Source organism: Plantactinospora sp. WMMB334 (assembly GCF_049179095.1).
Classification (GTDB): Bacteria; Actinomycetota; Actinomycetes; order Mycobacteriales; family Micromonosporaceae; genus Plantactinospora.
Window position 1 is genome coordinate 2079097 of the sequence record NZ_JBMHME010000002.1, and the last position, 19129, is coordinate 2098225.

Sequence of the window (19129 nt, forward strand, 5' to 3'; positions counted from 1 at the left end):
CCCGATGAACCCCGATCGACGCCGGACCGACGGCGACTCCGGCGGGCCGGTGATCGCCGGGTCCGCCACCATCCTGCCGGCGCTGGTCGCCCGCCAGGTGGCGGCCACGCCCGACGCGGTCGCCGTGCGCGCCGGTGACGTCGAGGTCACCTACGCCGAGCTGGACCGCCGGAGCGACCGGCTGGCCCGCCGGTTGCGCGGCCTCGGTGTCGGACCGGACGCGCTGGTCGGCGTCTGCCTGCCCCGCGAGGTCGACCTGGTCGTCGCGCTGCTCGGCGTCTGGAAGACGGGTGCCGGCTACGTGCCGCTGAGCCCGGACCACCCGAGGGAGTGGGTGCACTGGGTGCTGGCGGACACCGGCGCCACGGTGGTGCTCACCGGATCGGCCCCGGTCGACCTCGCCGGCACCGGCGCCCGGGCGCTCCGCCTCGACGACCCCGTGGCCGAACCCGCCGGGGAGGCGTGGGCGGGACCGGCCGGGGAAGCGTCGGCGGGACCGGCCGGGGAAGCGCTGACGGGACCGGCCGGGCACGCGCTCGCCGAGGTGGCGGACGAGACGCCGCAGAACCCGGCGACCGGGGAGCACCTCGCCTACGCGATCTACACCTCCGGCTCCACCGGGCGGCCCAAGGGCGTGATGATCAGCCACGCGGCGATCGCCAACCGGGTCGACTGGGCCGTCCGGCAGCACGGCCTCGGCCCCGACGACCGGATCCTGCAGAAGACCGCGCTCACCTTCGACGCCGCCTGCTGGGAGTTCTTCGCCCCGCTGGTCAGCGGCGGCACCGTGGTGCTCGCCCCGGTCGGCGCCGAGCACGACCCGGCGGCGCTGGTCCGGGCGATCCAGCGGCACGGCGTCACCGTCCTCCAGGGCGTGCCGTCGGTGCTCCGGCTGGTCGCCGACGATCCGGGCTGGCGGGACTGCACCTCGCTGCGGCTGCTCTTCTCGGCCGGCGAACCCCTGCACGCCGAGCTCTGCCGGCGGCTCACCGACGGGCTCAAGGTCAGTCTCTGGAACACGTACGGGCCGACCGAGTGCGCCATCGACGTGACCGCACACCCGTACGACCCGGCGCTGCCGACCGGCCCGGTGCCGATCGGCCGCCCCCTGGCCAACCTGCGGGTGCTGGTGCTCGACCCGAACGGTGACCCGGTGCCGGTCGGCGTCGCCGGAGAACTGCACGCCGGCGGGGTCGGGGTGGCCCGGGGCTACCTCGGCCGGCCGGACCTGACCGCCGAGAAGTTCGTCCCGGACCCGTACGGGCCGCCGGGGTCCCGGCTCTACCGCACCGGTGACCTGGTCCGGTGGCGCGCCGACGCGACCCTGGAATACATCGGGCGCCTCGACCACCAGGTCAAGGTGAACGGGGTCCGGATCGAGCCGGGCGAGGTGGAGTCGGCACTCGTCGCCCACCCGGAGGTCAGCGCCGCCGTGGTGCTGGCCGTGCAGACGGCCGAGGGCGGCAAGCGGCTCGTCGGGTACGTCACCGGCGAGCACGTGCCGGCCGCCGACCGGCTGCGTACCTTCCTCCGCGAGCGGCTGCCCGACCCGATGATCCCGGCCGCCTTCGTGGCGCTGCCGGCGTTCCCGCTGAACAGCAGCGGCAAGGTGGACCGGGCCGCGCTGCCGGTCCCGGAGGTCGGTGCCGAGGACGGCCGCCCGCCCTACGTGGCGCCGCGCACCGCCGCCGAACGGCTGGTCGCCCGTGCCTGGGCGGAGCTGCTCCAGGTGGAGCGGGTCGGCGCGCACGACGACTTCTTCTCGCTCGGCGGCTCGTCGCTGCTGCTCACCCGGCTCGCCAACCAGCTGCGGGCGGCCTCCGGCAGCAAGGTCGCGCTGCGCGGCCTCTTCTCGGCACCCACCGTGGCGGAGCAGGCGAAGCTGATCGCCGTCCCCGCCGACGACGGCCCGCCGCTGCTGCCGGTGCCCCGGAGCGGGCCGCTGCCGCTCTCGTTCGGGCAGCGCCGGCTCTGGTTCCTGGACCGGCTCGAACCGGGCAACACCGAGTGGGTCGCCCCGCTCTTCCTCCGGCTCGGCCCGGAGATCTCCCCGGCGACGGTCCGGCGGGCGCTCGACGCGCTCGCCGAGCGGCACGAGATCCTCCGCACCCGCTACGTGGAGTCCGACGGCGAGCCCCGCCAGCTGGTCGACCCGGCGGCGCCGGTCGAGCTGCCGGTGGTCCAGGCCGGCCCCGCCGACCTGGAGACGGTCTTCCGGACCGAATTCGAGCGCGGCTTCGACCTCGCCGCCGGGCCGGTCTGGCGGGCGCTGCTGGTCCGGCTGCCGGGCACGGCGGCACCCACCCCGCCGACCTCGGTGCGGGTCCCGGCCACCGCCGGCCGCGCCCCGGCGGGCGAGTCGGTGCTGCTGCTCACTCTGCACCACATCGCCTGCGACGGCTGGTCGTCGGTGGTGCTGGAGCGGGAGCTCCGGGAACTCTGCGCGGCGCTGGCCGCCGGGCGGGCCGCGGAGCTGCCGGCACAGCCGGTGCAGTACCCGGACTTCGCGAGCTGGCAGCGGGGCTGGCTGACCGGGGAGGTGCTGGCGGCCGAGCTGGCGTACTGGCGGAAGGCCCTCGACGGGCTCGGGCCGCTGGACCTGCCGACCGACCGGCCCCGACCGGCCCGCCGCGACCCCCGGGGCGCGCTGGCGCCGTTCACCATCCCGACCGGGCTGGCCACCGCCATCCGCGACCTGGGCCGCCGGTACGGCGCCTCGCCGTACATGACGGTGCTGACCGCGTTCAGCACGCTGCTCGCCCGGTACGCCGGGCAGTGGGACGTCGCCGTCGGCACCCCGGTCGCCGGCCGCAACCGCCCCGAGCTGGAGAACATGGTCGGGTTCTTCCTCAACTCGCTGGTGCTGCGGCCGAACCTCACCCCCGGGATGCGGTTCGGCGAGGCGCTGGAGGCGACCCGGGAGGTCTGCCGGGGCGCGTTCGCGCACCAGACGCTCCCGTTCGAGCAACTCGTCGACGACCTCCAGCCGGACCGGGACATGTCCCGGACCCCGCTCTTCCAGGTGGCGTTCGACCTGCACGACGAGGGGCTGACCGGCGGTGCCGTCCAGGCGGACGACCTGGCCGCCTTCACCGGGGCGTGGCAGATCGCCAAGACCGACCTGACGCTCTTCGTCCGGGTCCAGGCCGACGGCACCATGCTCGGCGCCCTGGAGTACGCGACCTCGCTCTTCGACCGCTCCACCGTGGACCGGATCGGCGGGCACCTGGTCCGGCTGCTGACGGCGGTCACCTCCGACCCGGAGCTGCGGCTCGGCGCGGTGGACTTCCTCGACCCGGTCGACGAGCTGGTCGGCACCGGCCGGACCGACCCGTTCCGGACCGGCACCCCGGAGCGCTGCCTGCACCAGGTCTTCGAGGAGCGGGTGCTGCTCGCCCCGGAGGCGGTGGCGGTGACCTTCGAGGGCGTGTCGTTGACGTACGCGGAGGTGAACGTCCGGGCGAACCGGCTGGCGCACCGGCTGCGCGGCGCCGGGGTCGGGGCCGGCTCGCTGGTCGGGGTCTGCCTGGAGCGGGGGCTCGACCTGGTGCCGGCGCTGCTCGGCGTCCTGAAGTCGGGGGCCGCCTACCTGCCGCTGGACCCGGCGCAGCCGGTGGACCGGCTGCGGTTCATGGTCGCCGACGCGGGCGCCCCGGTGCTGCTGACCCGGTCGTCGCTGCTCGACACCGTCGCCGGGTTCTTCGACGGCGCGGTGATCGACCTGGCCGGGGAGGACCTGTCGGGGCTGCCGGCGGAGAACCCGGCGCCGGTCACCGGCCCGGACGACCTGATCTACGTGATCTACACGTCGGGGTCGACGGGGCGGCCCAAGGGGGTCTGCCTGACCCACGCCAACGTGCTGCGGCTCTTCACCACCACCCACCCCCGGTTCGGCTTCACCGCCGACGACGTCTGGACCCTCTTCCACTCGTACGCCTTCGACTTCTCGGCCTGGGAGTTCTGGGGTGCGCTGGTCTACGGCGGTCGGCTGGTGGTGGTGCCGCGTGAGGTGACCCGGCTGCCGGACGAGTTCCTGGAGCTGCTGGTCCGGGAGCGGGTGACGGTGCTCAACCAGACCCCGTCGGCGTTCCGGGCTCTGGTCGGCTTCGCCCGCGACGGCGACCCCCGGCTGGCCGACCTCCGGCTGCGGGCGGTGGTCTTCGCCGGGGAGAAGCTGGAGATGGCCGAGCTGGCACCCTGGACCGACCGGTTCGGCCTGGAGCACCCCGCCCTGGTGAACATGTACGGCATCACCGAGACCACGGTGCACTCGACCTATCACCAGGTACGCCCGGCCGACCTCACCGACCCCGGCAACCCGATCGGCTACCCGCTCAGCGACTCCCGGATCTACCTGCTGGACGGCTACGGCAACCTGGTCCCGGTCGGGGTGCCCGGGGAGATCCACGTCGGCGGGCCGTCGGTGGCCCGGGGCTACCTCAACCGGCCGGAGCTGACCGCGCAGCGCTTCCTGCCGGACCCGTACGCGACCGAGCCGGGTGCCCGGATGTACCGCAGCGGTGACCTGGCCCGGCGCCGCCCCGACGGCGGGCTGGACTTCCTCGGCCGGATCGACGACCAGGTGCAGATCCGCGGCTTCCGGGTCGAGCTGGGCGAGATCGGAACGGTCCTCGCCACCCACCCCGAGGTCCGGGACGCGGTGGTGCTGACCGACGAGCCCGACCCGGGCCGGCTGCGGATCGTCGCCTACTACGTGCCGGAGGCCGGCACGGCACCGACCGTCGCCGCCCTGGTCGGGCACTGCGGCACCCGGCTGCCGGACTACATGGTGCCGGGCGCCTTCGTGCCGCTGGAGCGGATCCCGCTGACCACCAACGGCAAGCTGGACCGGCGCGCGCTGCCCGCACCGGCCCGCACGGTGGTCGAGGCGGATGCGCCGGACCACGTCGCGCCGCGCGGCGCGGTCGAGGAGCGGATCGCCGAGATCTGGGCCGAGATCCTCGACGTCGAGGCCGGCGCGCACACGAACTTCTTCACCGTCGGCGGTCACTCGATCCTCGCGGTCCGGCTCGCCTCCCGGCTCCAGGAGGAGTTCGAGATCGACCTTCCGGTCCGGACCGTCTTCGAGCGGCCCACGATCGCGCGGATCGCCGAGGCGGTCGAGGAGCGGATCCGCGCCGAGATCGACGAGCTTTCCGATTCCGACCTGCTGGCCGGCCTGGCGTTGCTGAAGGAGCAAAAGGGATGAGCACGGGCGAGGGCACGATCGAGCGCGGTGCCGGGGCGGTCCGGGAGGAGCTGCTGCGGGCCCGCCTCGCCGGGCGGCTGCGCGGCGGCCGCCGCGCGGCGCTGGCCCCGGTGGACCGGAGCGGCCCGCTGCCGCTCTCCTTCGGACAGCAGCAGATGTGGTTCCTGAGCCGGCTGGACCCGGGAAGCTGGGAATACCTGGTGCCGCTGGCGCTGCGGCTGCGCGGCGCGCTGGACGCCGCCGCGCTGGGCCGGGCGCTGACCGACCTGGTCGGCCGGCACGAGATCCTGCGGACCCGGTACGCGCTGGTCGCGGGCGAGCCGACCCAGGTGATCGACCCGGCCGGGCCGGTCGAGCTGGCGGTCTCGGACCTGACCGACCTGCCGGCGGCGGAGCGGGAGAGCCGGGGCTTCGCGCTGGCCGGGCAGGAGCCGGCGACCCCGTTCGACCTGGCCACCCAGTGGCCGGTCCGGGCCCGGCTGGTGCGGCTGGCCGACGACGACCACCTGCTGGTGGTGGTCTTCCACCACATCGCCTGCGACGCCTGGTCGGTCGGGATCTTCGCCGAGGAACTCAGCGAGCTGTACGCGGCCGCGCTCGCCGGCCGCCCCGACACCCTCGCCCCACTGCCGGTGCAGTACGCCGACTACGCCGCCTGGGAGCGGAACCGCTCCGAGACGGAACACCGGCGGCACCTGGACTACTGGCGCGGCCAGCTCGCCGGGGTGCCGCCACTGGACCTGCCGGCCGACCGCCCCCGCCCGGCCACCCGGGACTGGTCCGGTGCCGTGGCCGAGCTGGAGCTGCCGGCCGGGCTCGGCGGGCAGCTCCGCGACCTGGCCCGCCGGCACGACGCGACGCTGTTCATGGTGCTGCTCACCGGCTACCAGGCGCTGCTGTCCCGCTACACCGGCGGCACCGACATCCCGGTCGGCACGGTGGTCTCCGGCCGCAACCGGCCCGAGCTGTCCCGGCTGATCGGCTACGGCATCAACAGCCTGGTGATGCGGGCCCGGTGGGATGCCGACGTCACCTTCGGCGAGCTGCTGGCCGCCAACCGGGAGACGGTGCTGGCCGCCTTCGACCACCAGGAGGTGCCGTTCGGCCAGCTCGTCGACGAGCTCCAGCCGGAGCGGGACATGTCCCGGACGCCGCTGTTCCAGGTCGCCTTCACGATGCACGAGGCGGGCGCCGGGGCGTACGCGATGCCGGGGCTGGACGTCTCGGCGCTGGACGCGCTCTCCCAGGTCTCCCGCTTCGACCTGACCCTCCAGGTGGCGGAGGCGGCCGACGGCGGGCTGCGCGCCTCGATCGAGTACGCGACCGCGCTCTTCGACGCCGCCACCGTGCGGCGGCTGGGCCGGCACCTGGTCCGGCTGCTCCAGGCCGTCGCCGCCGACCCGGGGCGGACGCTCTCCGCGGTCGAGCTGCTCGACGACGCGGAGCGGGCCGAGGCGACCGGGGTAGCCGACCCGTTCCGGATCGACGCCGTGCCGCCGACCCGGACCGTGCACCGGGCCTTCGAGGAGCGGGTGGCCGCCGCGCCGTACGCGACTGCGGTGACCTTCGAGGGCGTGTCGTTGACGTACGCGGAGGTGAACGTCCGGGCGAACCGGCTCGCGCACCGGCTGCGGAGCCTCGGCGCCGGTCCCGAGTCCCTGGTCGGGGTCTGCCTGGAGCGGGGCCTCGACCTGGTGCCGACCCTGCTCGGGGTGCTGAAGTCGGGGGCCGCGTACCTGCCGCTGGACCCGGCGCAGCCGGTCGACCGGTTGGGCTTCATGGTCGCCGACGCGGGCACCTCGGTGGTGGTGACCCAGTCGTCGCTGGCCGGCACCGTCGCCGGGTTCCACGGCGGCGCCGTGCTCGACCTCGACGGGGAGGACCTGTCGGGGGAGCCGGCGGAGAACCCGACGCCGGTCACCGGCCCGGAGAACCTGATCTACGTGATCTACACGTCGGGGTCGACGGGGCGGCCCAAGGGGGTCTGCCTGACCCACGCCAACGTGCTGCGGCTGCTGACCGTCGGCGACACCCACTACCGGTTCTCCGCCGACGACGTCTGGCCGCTCTTCCACTCGTACGCCTTCGACGTCTCCGTCTGGGAACTCTGGGGTGCGCTGCTGCACGGTGGCCGGCTGGTGGTGGTGCCGCGTGAGGTGACCCGGCTGCCGGACGAGTTCCTGGAGCTGCTGGTCCGGGAGCGGGTGACGGTGCTCAACCAGACCCCGTCGGCGTTCCGGGCTCTGGTCGGCTTCGCCCGCGACGGCGACCCCCGGCTGGCCGACCTCCGGCTGCGGGCGGTGGTCTTCGCCGGGGAGAAGCTGGAGATGGCCGAGCTGGCACCCTGGACCGACCGGTTCGGCCTGGACCGCCCCGCCCTGCTCAACATGTACGGCATCACCGAGACCACGGTGCACTCCAGCTACCACCAGGTCCGCCCGGCGGACATCGCCGACCCCGGCAACCCGGTCGGCTACCCCCTGGGTGACCTGCGGATCTACCTCCTCGACCGGTACGGCAACCTGGTGCCGGTCGGCGTGCCGGGGGAGATCCACGTCGGTGGGCCGGGCGTGGCCCGGGGCTACCTGCACCGGCCGGAGCTGACCGCGCAGCGGTTCGTGCCGGACCCCTTCGCGACCGAGCCGGGTGCGCGGATGTACCGCAGCGGTGACCTGGCCCGGCGCCGCCCCGACGGCGGGCTGGACTTCCTCGGCCGGATCGACGACCAGGTGCAGATCCGCGGCTACCGGGTCGAGCTGGGCGAGATCGAGACCGTCCTCGCCGGGCACCCGGCCGTCCGGGACGCGGTGGTGGTGGTCCGGGAGGACGTGCCCGGCGACAGGCGGCTCGCCGGCTACCTGGTGGCCGACGGCGAGCTGCCGACCCCGGCCGAGCTGCGCGAGTTCCTCGCCCGCAGCCTGCCGGAATACATGGTGCCGGCCGCGTTCGTGCCGCTGGAGAAGATCCCGCTGACCGCCAACGGCAAGCTGGACCGCCGTGCGCTGCCGGCGCCGGACCGCGCCGACCTGCACGGCGGGCACGCCTACGTGGCGCCGCGTACCCCGGTGGAGGAGCGGGTCGCCGCCGTCTGGCGGGAGGTGCTCGGGGTGGAACGGGTCGGGGTGACCGACAGCTTCTTCGACCTCGGCGGGCACTCGATCCGGGCGGTCGCGCTGGTCGGGGAGCTGCGCGCGATCGGCCTGGACGTCTCCGTCCGGGACGTCTTCGCACACCGCACCGTCGCCGAGCTCTGCGGCGCGCTGGACGGCCGATCCGCGCCCGCCGAGCCGGAGCGCCCGGTCGCGCCCTTCGCGCTGATCTCCGCCGAGGACCGGGCCAGAATGCCGGCCGGGGCGGTCGACGCGTACCCGCTATCCCGGGTGCAGGCCGGCATGGTCGTGGAGATGCTCTCCGACGGCGAGCTGCACGCGTACCACAACGTGACGTCGTTCCGGATCCGTGACGAGCGGCCGTTCGCGCTGGCGGCGCTCCGCGAGGCGGCCCGGATCGTGGTGGCCCGGCACGAGGTGCTGCGGACCGGGATCGACCTGACCACGTACTCGGTGCCGATGCAGCTCGTCCACCCGACCGCCGAGATGCCGGTGGGGGAGCGGGACCTGCGGCACCTGGACGCCGCCGAGCTGGACCGGTCGCTGCGGGAGTTCACCGCCGTCGAGCGGGCCGACGTCTTCGACCTGGCCGAGCCCTCCCTGATGCGGCTGCACGCGCACGTCTGCGACGACAAGACCTGGTGGCTCTCGGTCACCGAGTGCCACGCGATCATCGAGGGCTGGAGCCACCACTCGCTGCTGATGGAGCTGCTGGAGCTCTACCGGGAGATCCGCGACGGCGGCACCCCGGCCCCGGTCGAGGCGCCCGCGCTGCGGTTCGCCGATTTCATCGGCGCCGAACTGCGTTCGCTCGCCTCGGCGGAGGACCGGGACTACTGGCGGGACATCGTCGGCCGGTACGCCCGGTTCTCCCTCCCCACCGGCTGGGGCGACGAGGAGGCGCCGCGCGAGTCGCTGATGCTCGGGGTGCCCTTCCACGACCTGGAGTCCGACCTGCGCGCGCTGGCCAGCCGGGCGAGGGCGTCGCTGAAGACGGTGCTGCTCGCCGCGCACCTGAAGGTGATGAGCCAGCTCACCGCCGAGGAGTCCTTCCTGACCGGCCTGGTGCTGCACGGCCGGCCGGAGGTGGCCGGCGCCGACCGGATCTACGGGATGTACCTGAACAGCCTCCCCTTCGGCTACGACCGGGGCGCCCGGACCTGGCGGGAGCTGGTGGAGCGGACCTACGCCCGCGAGGTGGAGATCTGGCCGCGCCGCCGGTTCCCGATGCCGGAGATCCAGCGCGAGTTCGGCGACGGCCAGCGGCTGATGGACGTCCGGTTCAGCTACCACGACTTCAACCAGGTCGACCGGGAGCTTGTCGACTACATGGCCAGCATCGACGACAGCCCGACCGAGTTCCCGCTCGCCGTGGCGGTCCGGCTCGGCTACGTCACCATGGCGGTCAACCCCCGGGTGCTGAGCCGGGCCAACGGCGACCGGATCGGTGCGATGTACCGGGCCGTGCTCGAGGCGATGGCCGCCGACCCGGACGGCGACGCCCGGGGCACCTTCCTCGCCGACGAGGAGCGGCAGCGGCTGGTGGTCGAGTGGAACAGCACCACCGCCGAGCCGGCCGGGCCGGGCGTGCCGGAGCGGTTCGCCGCACGGGCGGCGGCGACCCCGGACGCGGTTGCGCTGGAGTGTGCCGGGCAGCGGCTCAGCTACGCGGAGCTGGACGAGCGGGCGAACCGGCTGGCCCGGCACCTGCGCGCCTGCGGGGTGGTGCCGGAGTCGGTGGTCGGGGTGCTGCTGGACCGGGGCCCGGAGCTGGTGGTGGCGATGCTGGCGGTCTGGAAGGCCGGTGGCGGGTACGTGCCGCTCGACCCGGCACACCCGGCCGGGCGGATCGCCGAGATGCTCGCCGACGCCGGTGCCCGGGTGGTGGTGACCGGCTCCGGCTACGCCGACCGGTTCCCCGACGTCCCGGTGCGGGTCCTGGTCGACCGGGACGCGGCCGCCATCGCGGACCAGCCCGGGACGCCGCTCGCGGTTCCGGCCGATCCCGATCGTCTCGCGTACGTGATTTTCACGTCGGGGTCGACGGGTCGGCCGAAGGGTGTGGCGGTGTCGCATCGTGGGTTGGTCAACCATGTGTCGTGGGCGGCGCGGGAGTTGGCTGGTCGGGGTTCTGGTGGGTCGGCGTTGTTCTCGTCGGTGGCGTTCGATCTGGTGGTGCCGAACGTGTGGGCGCCGTTGGTGACCGGTCAGCGGGTGTGGATGTTGCCGTCCGACGTGGACATGGCGGACCTCGGCCGCGAGCTGCTGGCCGCCGGCCCGTTCAGCTTCCTGAAGCTGACCCCCGGGCACCTGGAGGTGCTCGCACACCAACTCGCCCCGGGCCAGGCCGCCGGGCTCGCCGCGATCACGGTGGTGGCCGGTGAGGCGTTCACCCGGCACACCCTGGAGCGCTGGCGGGAGTGCGCCCCCGATGCGGTGCTGGTCAACGAGTACGGCCCGACGGAGGCGTCGGTCGGCACCTGCATCTTCCCGGTCATCGGCACGGTTGGCGCGGAGGTGGTGCCGATCGGGCGGCCGTTGCCGGGGATGGCGATGTATGTGCTGGATGGGGATCTGTCGCCGGTGCCGGTGGGTGTGTTGGGTGAGTTGTTCGTCGGTGGTGTGGGGGTGGCGCGGGGTTATGTGAACCGTCCGGAGTTGACGGCGGAGCGGTTCGTCCCGGATCCGTTCGGTCCGGCCGGTGGGAGGTTGTACCGGACGGGTGATCTGGTGCGGGTGCTGTCGACCGGTGATGTGGAGTTTGTGGGTCGGGTGGACGACCAGGTGAAGGTGCACGGGTATCGGATCGAGTTGGGTGAGGTCCGGTCGGTGCTGCTGGAGCATGAGTCGCTGCGTGATGCGGTGGTGGTCGCGGTGGGTTCTGGGTCGGATCGGCGGCTGGTGGCGTACTGCGTGCCGCGCTCCGGGGAGCTGTCGGCCGGTGTGTTGGTCGAGCACTGTGCTCTCCGGTTGCCGGAGTACATGGTGCCGGCGGTGTTCGTGTCGTTGGATGCGGTGCCGTTGAACGCGAACGGGAAGGTGGATCGTCGGGCGTTGCCGGATCCGGATAGTGCGGTGGTGGCTGCGGGTCCGGTGTTCGTGGGTCCGCGTTCCGGGGTGGAGGAGCGGATCGCGGCGGTGTGGCGGGAGGTGCTCGGGGTCGAGCGGGTCGGGGTGACGGAGAGTTTCTTCGATCTGGGTGGGCATTCGATCCGGGCGGTGGCGTTGGTGGGGAGGTTGCGGGCGGCGGGGTTCGAGGTGGCGGTGCGGGATGTGTTCCAGTACCGCACCATCGCCGAACTCGCCGAGAAGCTCGCCGACCCGGCGCCCGATTCGACGGTCGTGGCTACCACCGTCGACGGGCCGGCCGTGGCTCCGTTCGCGTTGGTCTCTGCCGAGGACCGGGCGGCGCTGCCGGCCGGGGTGGTCGACGCGTACCCGCTGTCGCAGGTGCAGCTCGGCATGGTCGTGGAGATGCTGGCCGACAGCGATCTGCACGCGTACCACAACGTCACCTCGTTCCGGCTCCGCACCGAACAGTCGTTCGGGCTCGACGCGCTGCGTGAGGCGGCCCGGATCGTGGTGCGGCGGCACGAGCTGCTCCGCACCTCGTTCGACCTGACCACCTACTCGGTGCCGATGCAGCTCGTACACGACACCGCCGAGATCCCGATCGTCGTGCGTGACGTCCGGCAGCTCGACGCCGAGCGGCGGCAGCAGACGATCCGGGACTTCACGGCGGCGGAACGGGCCCAGCTCTTCGACCTCGGGGTCGCGCCGCTGCTGCGGTTCGCCGTGCACGAGGAGAGCGACGAGGCGTGGTGGATGTCGGTCACCGTCTCGCACCCGATCACCGAGGGGTGGAGCCACCGGGCGATGCTGACCGAGCTGCTGGAGCTCTACCAGCAACTCCGGGCCGGCGGCACTCCCGCGCCGGCGACCGGTCCCGCTGTCCGGTACGCGGACTTCATCGCCGCCGAACTCGACTCGCTGGAGTCGACCGGGGACCGCGACTACTGGCGGGGAATCGTCGACGGGTACGCCCGGCTGTCGCTGCCGACCGGCTGGGGCGGCGATCCGGCGACGCCCCGGGAGGCGTACTCGGTCACCGTGCCGGTGCGCGACCTGGAGCCGCAGCTGCGGGCGCTGGCGACCGCGACGCGTACCTCCGTCAAGGCCGTGCTGCACGCGGCGCACCTGAAGGTGATGAGCCAGCTCACCGACGAGCCGGCCTTCTTCACCGGACTCGTCTGCAGCGCCCGCCCCGAGGTCGACGGTGCCGACCGGGTCTACGGGATGTACCTCAACACCCTGCCCTTCGCCCACCGGCGGGGGGCGGCGACCTGGGGCGAGCTGGTCCGGCAGGTCTTCGACCGGGAGGTCGAGCTCTGGCCGCACCGCCGCTATCCGATGCCGGCGATCCAGCGCGAGCTGGCCGACGGGCAGCGCCTGCTCGACGTGCGGTTCAGCTTCCAGGACTTCGACGCGGTCGACACCGAACTGGTCGACGTGGACTCCGGGCTCGGCGAGGGAGCCACCGAGTTCGGCCTGGCCGTCGCCGCGATGACCGGCAGCCTGGTGCTGACCGCCGACACGCACATGCTGAGCCGGCCGGACGCGGCCCGGCTGGCCGCGATGTACCGGGCCGTGCTGGCCGCGATGGCGACCGGCGGTGTCGACGGCGACGCCCGGGAGAACCACCTGCCGGCGGAGGAGCGGCAGCGGCTGCTCGACGAGTACGCCGTCAACCGCACGGCGGCGCCGACGCGTACCGTGCCGGAGCTGGTCGCCGAGGCCGCCGCCGCGCATCCGCACCGGACCGCGCTCGTCCTCGGCGAGCTGGAACTCGACTACGCGGAGCTGGACGAGCGGGCGAACCGGCTGGCCCGGCACCTGCGTGCCCGGGGCGTGCTGCCGGAGTCGGTGGTCGGGGTGCTGCTGGACCGGGGTCCGGAGCTGGTGGTGACGATGCTGGCGGTCTGGAGGGCCGGTGGCGCCTACGTGCCGCTCGACCCGTCCTTCCCGGCCGACCGGGTGAACACGATGCTCGCCGACGCCGGTGCCCGGGTGGTGGTCACCCGGTCCCGGCACGCGGACCGGTTCGACCCGGCGCTGGACTGCGTCCTCGTCGACACCGAGCGCCTGGAGATCGGAAACCGTCCGGCCTCCCCGATCGCCGAACCGGCCGACCTCGACCGTCTGGCGTACGTGATTTTCACGTCGGGGTCGACGGGTCGGCCGAAGGGTGTGGCGGTGTCGCATCGTGGGTTGGTCAACCATGTGTCGTGGGCGGCGCGGGAGTTGGCTGGTCGGGGTTCTGGTGGGTCGGCGTTGTTCTCGTCGGTGGCGTTCGATCTGGTGGTGCCGAACGTGTGGGCGCCGTTGGTGACGGGTCAGCGGGTGTGGTTGGCAGGTCCGGAGCTGGACATGGCGGATCTGGGTCGGGAGTTGGTGGCGGCGGGTCCGTTCAGTTTCCTGAAGCTGACCCCCGGCCACCTGGAGATCATCGGCCAGCAGGCCGAGCCTGCCCGACTCGCCGCGCTGGCCGGGATCGTCGTGGTGGCCGGTGAGGCCCTGCCCGGCCCGGTCGCCGAGCACTGGCGCGGCATCCTCGGCGACGGCCGGCTGGTGAACGAGTACGGCCCGACGGAGGCGTCGGTCGGCACCTGCATCTTCCCGGTCATCGGCACGGTTGGCGCGGAGGTGGTGCCGATCGGGCGGCCGTTGCCGGGGATGGCGATGTATGTGCTGGATGGGGATCTGTCGCCGGTGCCGGTGGGTGTGTTGGGTGAGTTGTTCGTCGGTGGTGTGGGGGTGGCGCGGGGTTATGTGAACCGTCCGGAGTTGACGGCGGAGCGGTTCGTCCCGGATCCGTTCGGTCCGGCCGGTGGGAGGTTGTACCGGACGGGTGATCTGGTGCGGGTGCTGTCGACCGGTGATGTGGAGTTTGTGGGTCGGGTGGACGACCAGGTGAAGGTGCACGGGTATCGGATCGAGTTGGGTGAGGTCCGGTCGGTGCTGCTGGAGCATGAGTCGCTGCGTGATGCGGTGGTGGTCGCGGTGGGTTCTGGGTCGGATCGGCGGCTGGTGGCGTACTGCGTGCCGCGCTCCGGGGAGCTGTCGGCCGGTGTGTTGGTCGAGCACTGTGCTCTCCGGTTGCCGGAGTACATGGTGCCGGCGGTGTTCGTGTCGTTGGATGCGGTGCCGTTGAACGCGAACGGGAAGGTGGATCGTCGGGCGTTGCCGGATCCGGATAGTGCGGTGGTGGCTGCGGGTCCGGTGTTCGTGGGTCCGCGTTCCGGGGTGGAGGAGCGGATCGCGGCGGTGTGGCGGGAGGTGCTCGGGGTCGAGCGGGTCGGGGTGACGGAGAGTTTCTTCGATCTGGGTGGGCATTCGATCCGGGCGGTGGCGTTGGTGGGGAGGTTGCGGGCGGCGGGGTTCGAGGTGGCGGTGCGGGATGTGTTCCAGTACCGCACCATCGCCGAACTCGCCGAGGCGATCTCCGGCCAGTCCGCCGCCGCACCGTCGGCCGAAGCTGGTCCGGTGTCGCCGTTCGCGTTGGTCTCTGCCGAGGACCGGGCGGCGCTGCCGGCCGGGGTGGTCGACGCGTACCCGCTGTCGCAGGTGCAGCTCGGCATGGTCGTGGAGATGCTCGGCGGGGTGGGTGGCAACCGCTACCACAACACGAGCTTCCACCGGATCCGTGACGAGCGGCCCTTCCAGCCGGCGGCGCTGCGCGAGGCGGCCCGGATCGTGGTGCGGCGACACGAGCTGCTCCGCACCTCGTTCGACCTGACCACCTACTCGGTGCCGATGCAGCTCGTACACGACACCGCCGAGATGCCGGTCCAGGTCCGCGACGTACGGCACCTGGACGATCCGGCAAAGGAGGAGGCGCTGCACGAGCTGGTCGCCCGGGAACGGGCCGAGCTCTTCGACCTGGAGAGCCCGCCGCTGCTCCGGATGGCGGGATTCGTGGAGAGCGACGACGCCTGGCGGCTCGGCTTCACCCAGTGCCACGCCATCACCGAGGGCTGGAGCCAGCAGTCGCTGCTGATGGAGGTACTGGACCTCTACCGGCAGCTCGCCGCCGGGACCACGCCGGAGCCGGCCGCCACCCCCGAGGTCCGGTACGCGGACTTCATCGCCGCCGAACTCGACTCGCTCGGCTCGGCCGTCGACCGCGACTACTGGCACGGGATCGTCACCGGGCACGCCCGGTTCGCCCTGCCCGCCGGTTGGGGTGGTGCCGCCGACGAGACGGGCAGTTTCCGGATCCCGGTGCCCTTCCCGGAGCTGGAGCCGCGGCTGCGGGCGCTGGCGACCGCGACGCGTACGTCGCTGAAGGCGGTGCTGCACGCGGCGCACCTGAAGGTGATGAGCCAGCTCACCGACGAGCCGGCCTTCTTCACCGGACTCGTCTGCAGCGCCCGCCCCGAGGTCGACGGCGCCGACCGGGTCTACGGGATGTACCTCAACACCCTCCCGTTCGCGCACGACCGCTCGGCCGCCACCTGGGGTGACCTGGTCCGGCAGGTCTTCGACCGGGAGGTCGAACTCTGGCCGCACCGCCGCTATCCGATGCCGGCGATCCAGCGCCAGGTCGGCGGTGGGCAACTGGTCGAGGTGATGTTCAGCTACCAGGACTTCCACCAGGTCGACACGGGGCGCGTCGACGTGCGGGCCGGGGTCGGCGACGCCGCCAACGAGTTCGCGCTCGCCGTCTCGACCGGTCCCGGCCACCTGATGTTGCGGGTCCGCCGCTCCGCGCTGACGGCGGAGAACGCCGAGCGGGTCGTGGCGATGTACCGGGCGGTGCTGGAGTCGATGGCCGCGGGCGCCGACGGCGACGCGCGGGCGACGTACATGCCGGCGGCGGAGCGGGAGACCGTGCTGACCGACTGGAACGACACGGCCGTGGAGTGGTGATGAGCAGCAGTCGATCGGTGCACCACGTCGTCGAGGCGCAGGCCGCCACCACCCCGAGTGCGGTGGCGGTGGTCCAGGGCGGCGAACGGATCCGCTACGCCGAACTGGACGCCCTGGCCAACCGGTACGCCCAGCAGCTGCGGGCGGTCGGGATCGGACCGGAGTCGGTGGTCGGGGTGCTGCTGCCCCGGGAACCGTCGCTGCTGGCCTGGCTGCTGGCGGTCTGGAAGGCCGGCGCCGGCTACGTGCCGCTGGACCCGGACCTGCCGGCCGACCGGCTGGGCTACATGCTCGACACCGCCGGAGCCGAGCTGGTGGTGAGCACCTCCGCGCTGGCCGACCGGCTGGACGGGGCCTTCACCGGCCGGTACGTCCTCGCCGACCGGGACGAGGCCGAGATCGAGTCCCGGCCGGCGGAGCCGGTGCCCCGCCGCGACGACCAGCACCAGTTGGCCTACATCATCTTCACCTCCGGCTCGACGGGGCGGCCGAAGGGCGTGCAGGTCTCTCATCGGGCGCTGCTGAACCTGCTCTTCTCGATGCGGCGGCTGCTGGACGCCGGCACCGACGACGTCTGGCTCGCCGCCACCTCGCTCTCCTTCGACATCTCCGGGCTGGAGCTGTATCTGCCGCTGGTCACCGGCGGCCGGCTGGTGCTGGCCGACGACGACGAGGTGGGGGACAGCCCGGAGCTGCTCGGACTCCTCGACCGCCATCCGGTGACGCACGTCCAGGCCACACCGTCGGGCTGGAAGCTGCTGCTGGACGCGGGCTTCGCGGACCGGCCGGTGGTCGCGCTCGTCGGTGGTGAGGCGTTGCCGCCGGCCCTCGCCGGCGACCTGCGCGGCAGGGTGAAGCGGCTGGTGAACGTCTACGGCCCGACCGAGACCGCGATCTGGTCGACCAGCTGGGACGTGCCCGGCGACGTCGACGTGGTGCCGATCGGCCGGCCGATCGCCAACACCCGGACCTACGTGCTGGACCGCGACCTCCAGCCGGTCGCGGTCGGCGTCGTCGGCGAGCTCCACATCGCCGGTGACGGCGTCGCCCGGGGGTACGTCAACCGCCCCGAACTGACCGCCGAGAAGTTCCTGCCGGAGCCGTTCGGCCGGGCCGTCGGGGCCAGGATGTACCGCACCGGTGACCTGGCCCGCTATCTGCCGGACGGCAACCTGGAGTTCCTGGGTCGGGCGGACCACCAGGTGAAGATCCGGGGGCACCGGATCGAGCTGCCGGAGATCGAGGAGCGGCTGCTCGCCCATCCGGACGTCCGCAACGGTGTGGTGGTGGCCCGGGAGGACGCGGGTGGCGAGAAGTGGCTCGCCGGCTATGTCGTACCGATGGACGGCCGGCCGGTCGACCCGGCCGAGCTGCGCGACTTCCTGGCCGCCGCGCTCCCCGGCTACATGGTGCCGGCCGCCTTCGTCACCCTGGACGCCCTGCCGCTGAACCCGGCCGGCAAGGTGGACCGGCGCGCGCTGCCGGCGCCGGAGCGGACCGCCTTCGGCGGCGAGCGCGAGTTCGTGCCACCACGCAACGGGACCGAGCGGCGGATCGCCGAGGTCTGCGCGGACGTGCTCGGCCTGGACCGGGTGGGCGCGGACGACAGCTTCTTAGACCTCGGCGCCGACTCGATGCGGATCGTGCAACTGGTCACCGCCGCCCGCAGGGCGGGCCTGCCGGTGTCGCTGCGCATGCTCTACCAGCACGGCACCGTCGCCGCACTGGCGGCCGCGCTCGGCGACCCGGCCCCGGCGAGCACCCTCGTCGAGCCGGCTCCCGCGCCCGCCGGGCCGTCGCCGCTGCCGACCATGGCGGAACACCACGTGCCCGGTGCGAGCGTCGCGCTGGTCCGGGCCGGCCAGGTCGTCGGGGTACGCGGCTACGGCGTACTCGCCGCCGGCGGATCCGAGCCGGTCACCCCGGAGACCCCGTTCCAGGTCGCGTCGATAAGCAAGCACGTGACCGCCCTCGCGGTGCTCCGGCTGGTCCGGGAGGGGCGGCTGGAGCTGGATGCCGACGTGAACCGCTACCTGACCGCCTGGCGGGTGCCGGCCGGACCCGGCCCGGTCACCGTACGGCAGCTGCTGGCCAACCTCTCCGGCCTCTCCACCAGCCCCAACACCGGGTACGCGCCGGACGAGCCGGCGCCGTCCCTGCTCGACGTGCTGCACGGCCGCCCGCCCGCGACCTCCGACCCGATCCGGCCCGAGCTGGCACCGGGGGAGTCGTTCCGGAAGACGAACAGCCACTACGCGGTCCTCCAGCAGGTGCTTGTCGACCTGACCGGGGAGTCCTTCCCGGAGCTGATGCGGCGGCTCGTCTTCGCGCCGCTGGGCATGACCGGCAGCAGCTTCGATCCGGCCTTCCCGGCCGACCCCGCCCGCCGGGTGGCGCTCGGCCACGACGAGCACGGGGTACCCGTACCCGGTGGGTGGCGCCACCGACCGGCGCTGGCGGCCGGCGGTCTCTGGTCGACCGCCGCGGACCTGGCCCGGGTGCTTGTGGAGATCCACCGGGCGCACCGGGGCGACGGGACGCTGCTCACCCCCGACCTCGCCGCCGAGCTGGTCGCGGTCGCGCATCCGGGCAGCTTCTACGGCCTCGGCACGGTCGTCGACGACACCGCTCCCGACCTGGAGTTCGGCCATCCGGGTGAGACGGTCGGCTACCGGGCGATGACCCTGGGCCGGATCGGGTCCGGGGACGGGTTCGTGGTGTTGACCAATGCGGAGTCCGGCAAGGCGGTGCAGTCGTTCGTCGCCACCGAGCTGGCCGGCTGGGCCGAACGAGCCGAGCAGGCGGGGCAGACCGGGCAGATCGAGCGGGCAGGGCGGGGCGAACCGGACGGCGGTGCTGCCGGGTTCGCCGCCGACTGGCT

General features: G+C 73.4%; 2 protein-coding genes and 1 pseudogene. All 3 read left to right on the forward strand.

What is annotated here, in order from left to right; genetic code table 11:
* Positions 1 to 4 precede the first annotated feature (4 nt).
* Positions 5 to 5209: an amino acid adenylation domain-containing protein gene (locus ACN27G_RS08925; RefSeq protein WP_421492300.1), complete on the forward strand. Its 5205-nt coding sequence runs from the start codon at positions 5 to 7 to the stop codon at positions 5207 to 5209.
* Entirely contained in the window at positions 5206 to 16248 is an 11043-nt protein-coding gene (locus ACN27G_RS08930; protein WP_421492301.1) for an amino acid adenylation domain-containing protein, read from the forward strand. The genes ACN27G_RS08925 and ACN27G_RS08930 overlap by 4 nt, the downstream gene beginning before the upstream one ends.
* Positions 16248 to 18977: pseudogene (locus ACN27G_RS08935) on the forward strand (non-ribosomal peptide synthetase); the annotation flags it as partial. The gene ACN27G_RS08930 and the pseudogene ACN27G_RS08935, both read left to right, overlap by 1 nt.
* Between the last annotated feature and the right edge of the window lie 152 nt (positions 18978 to 19129).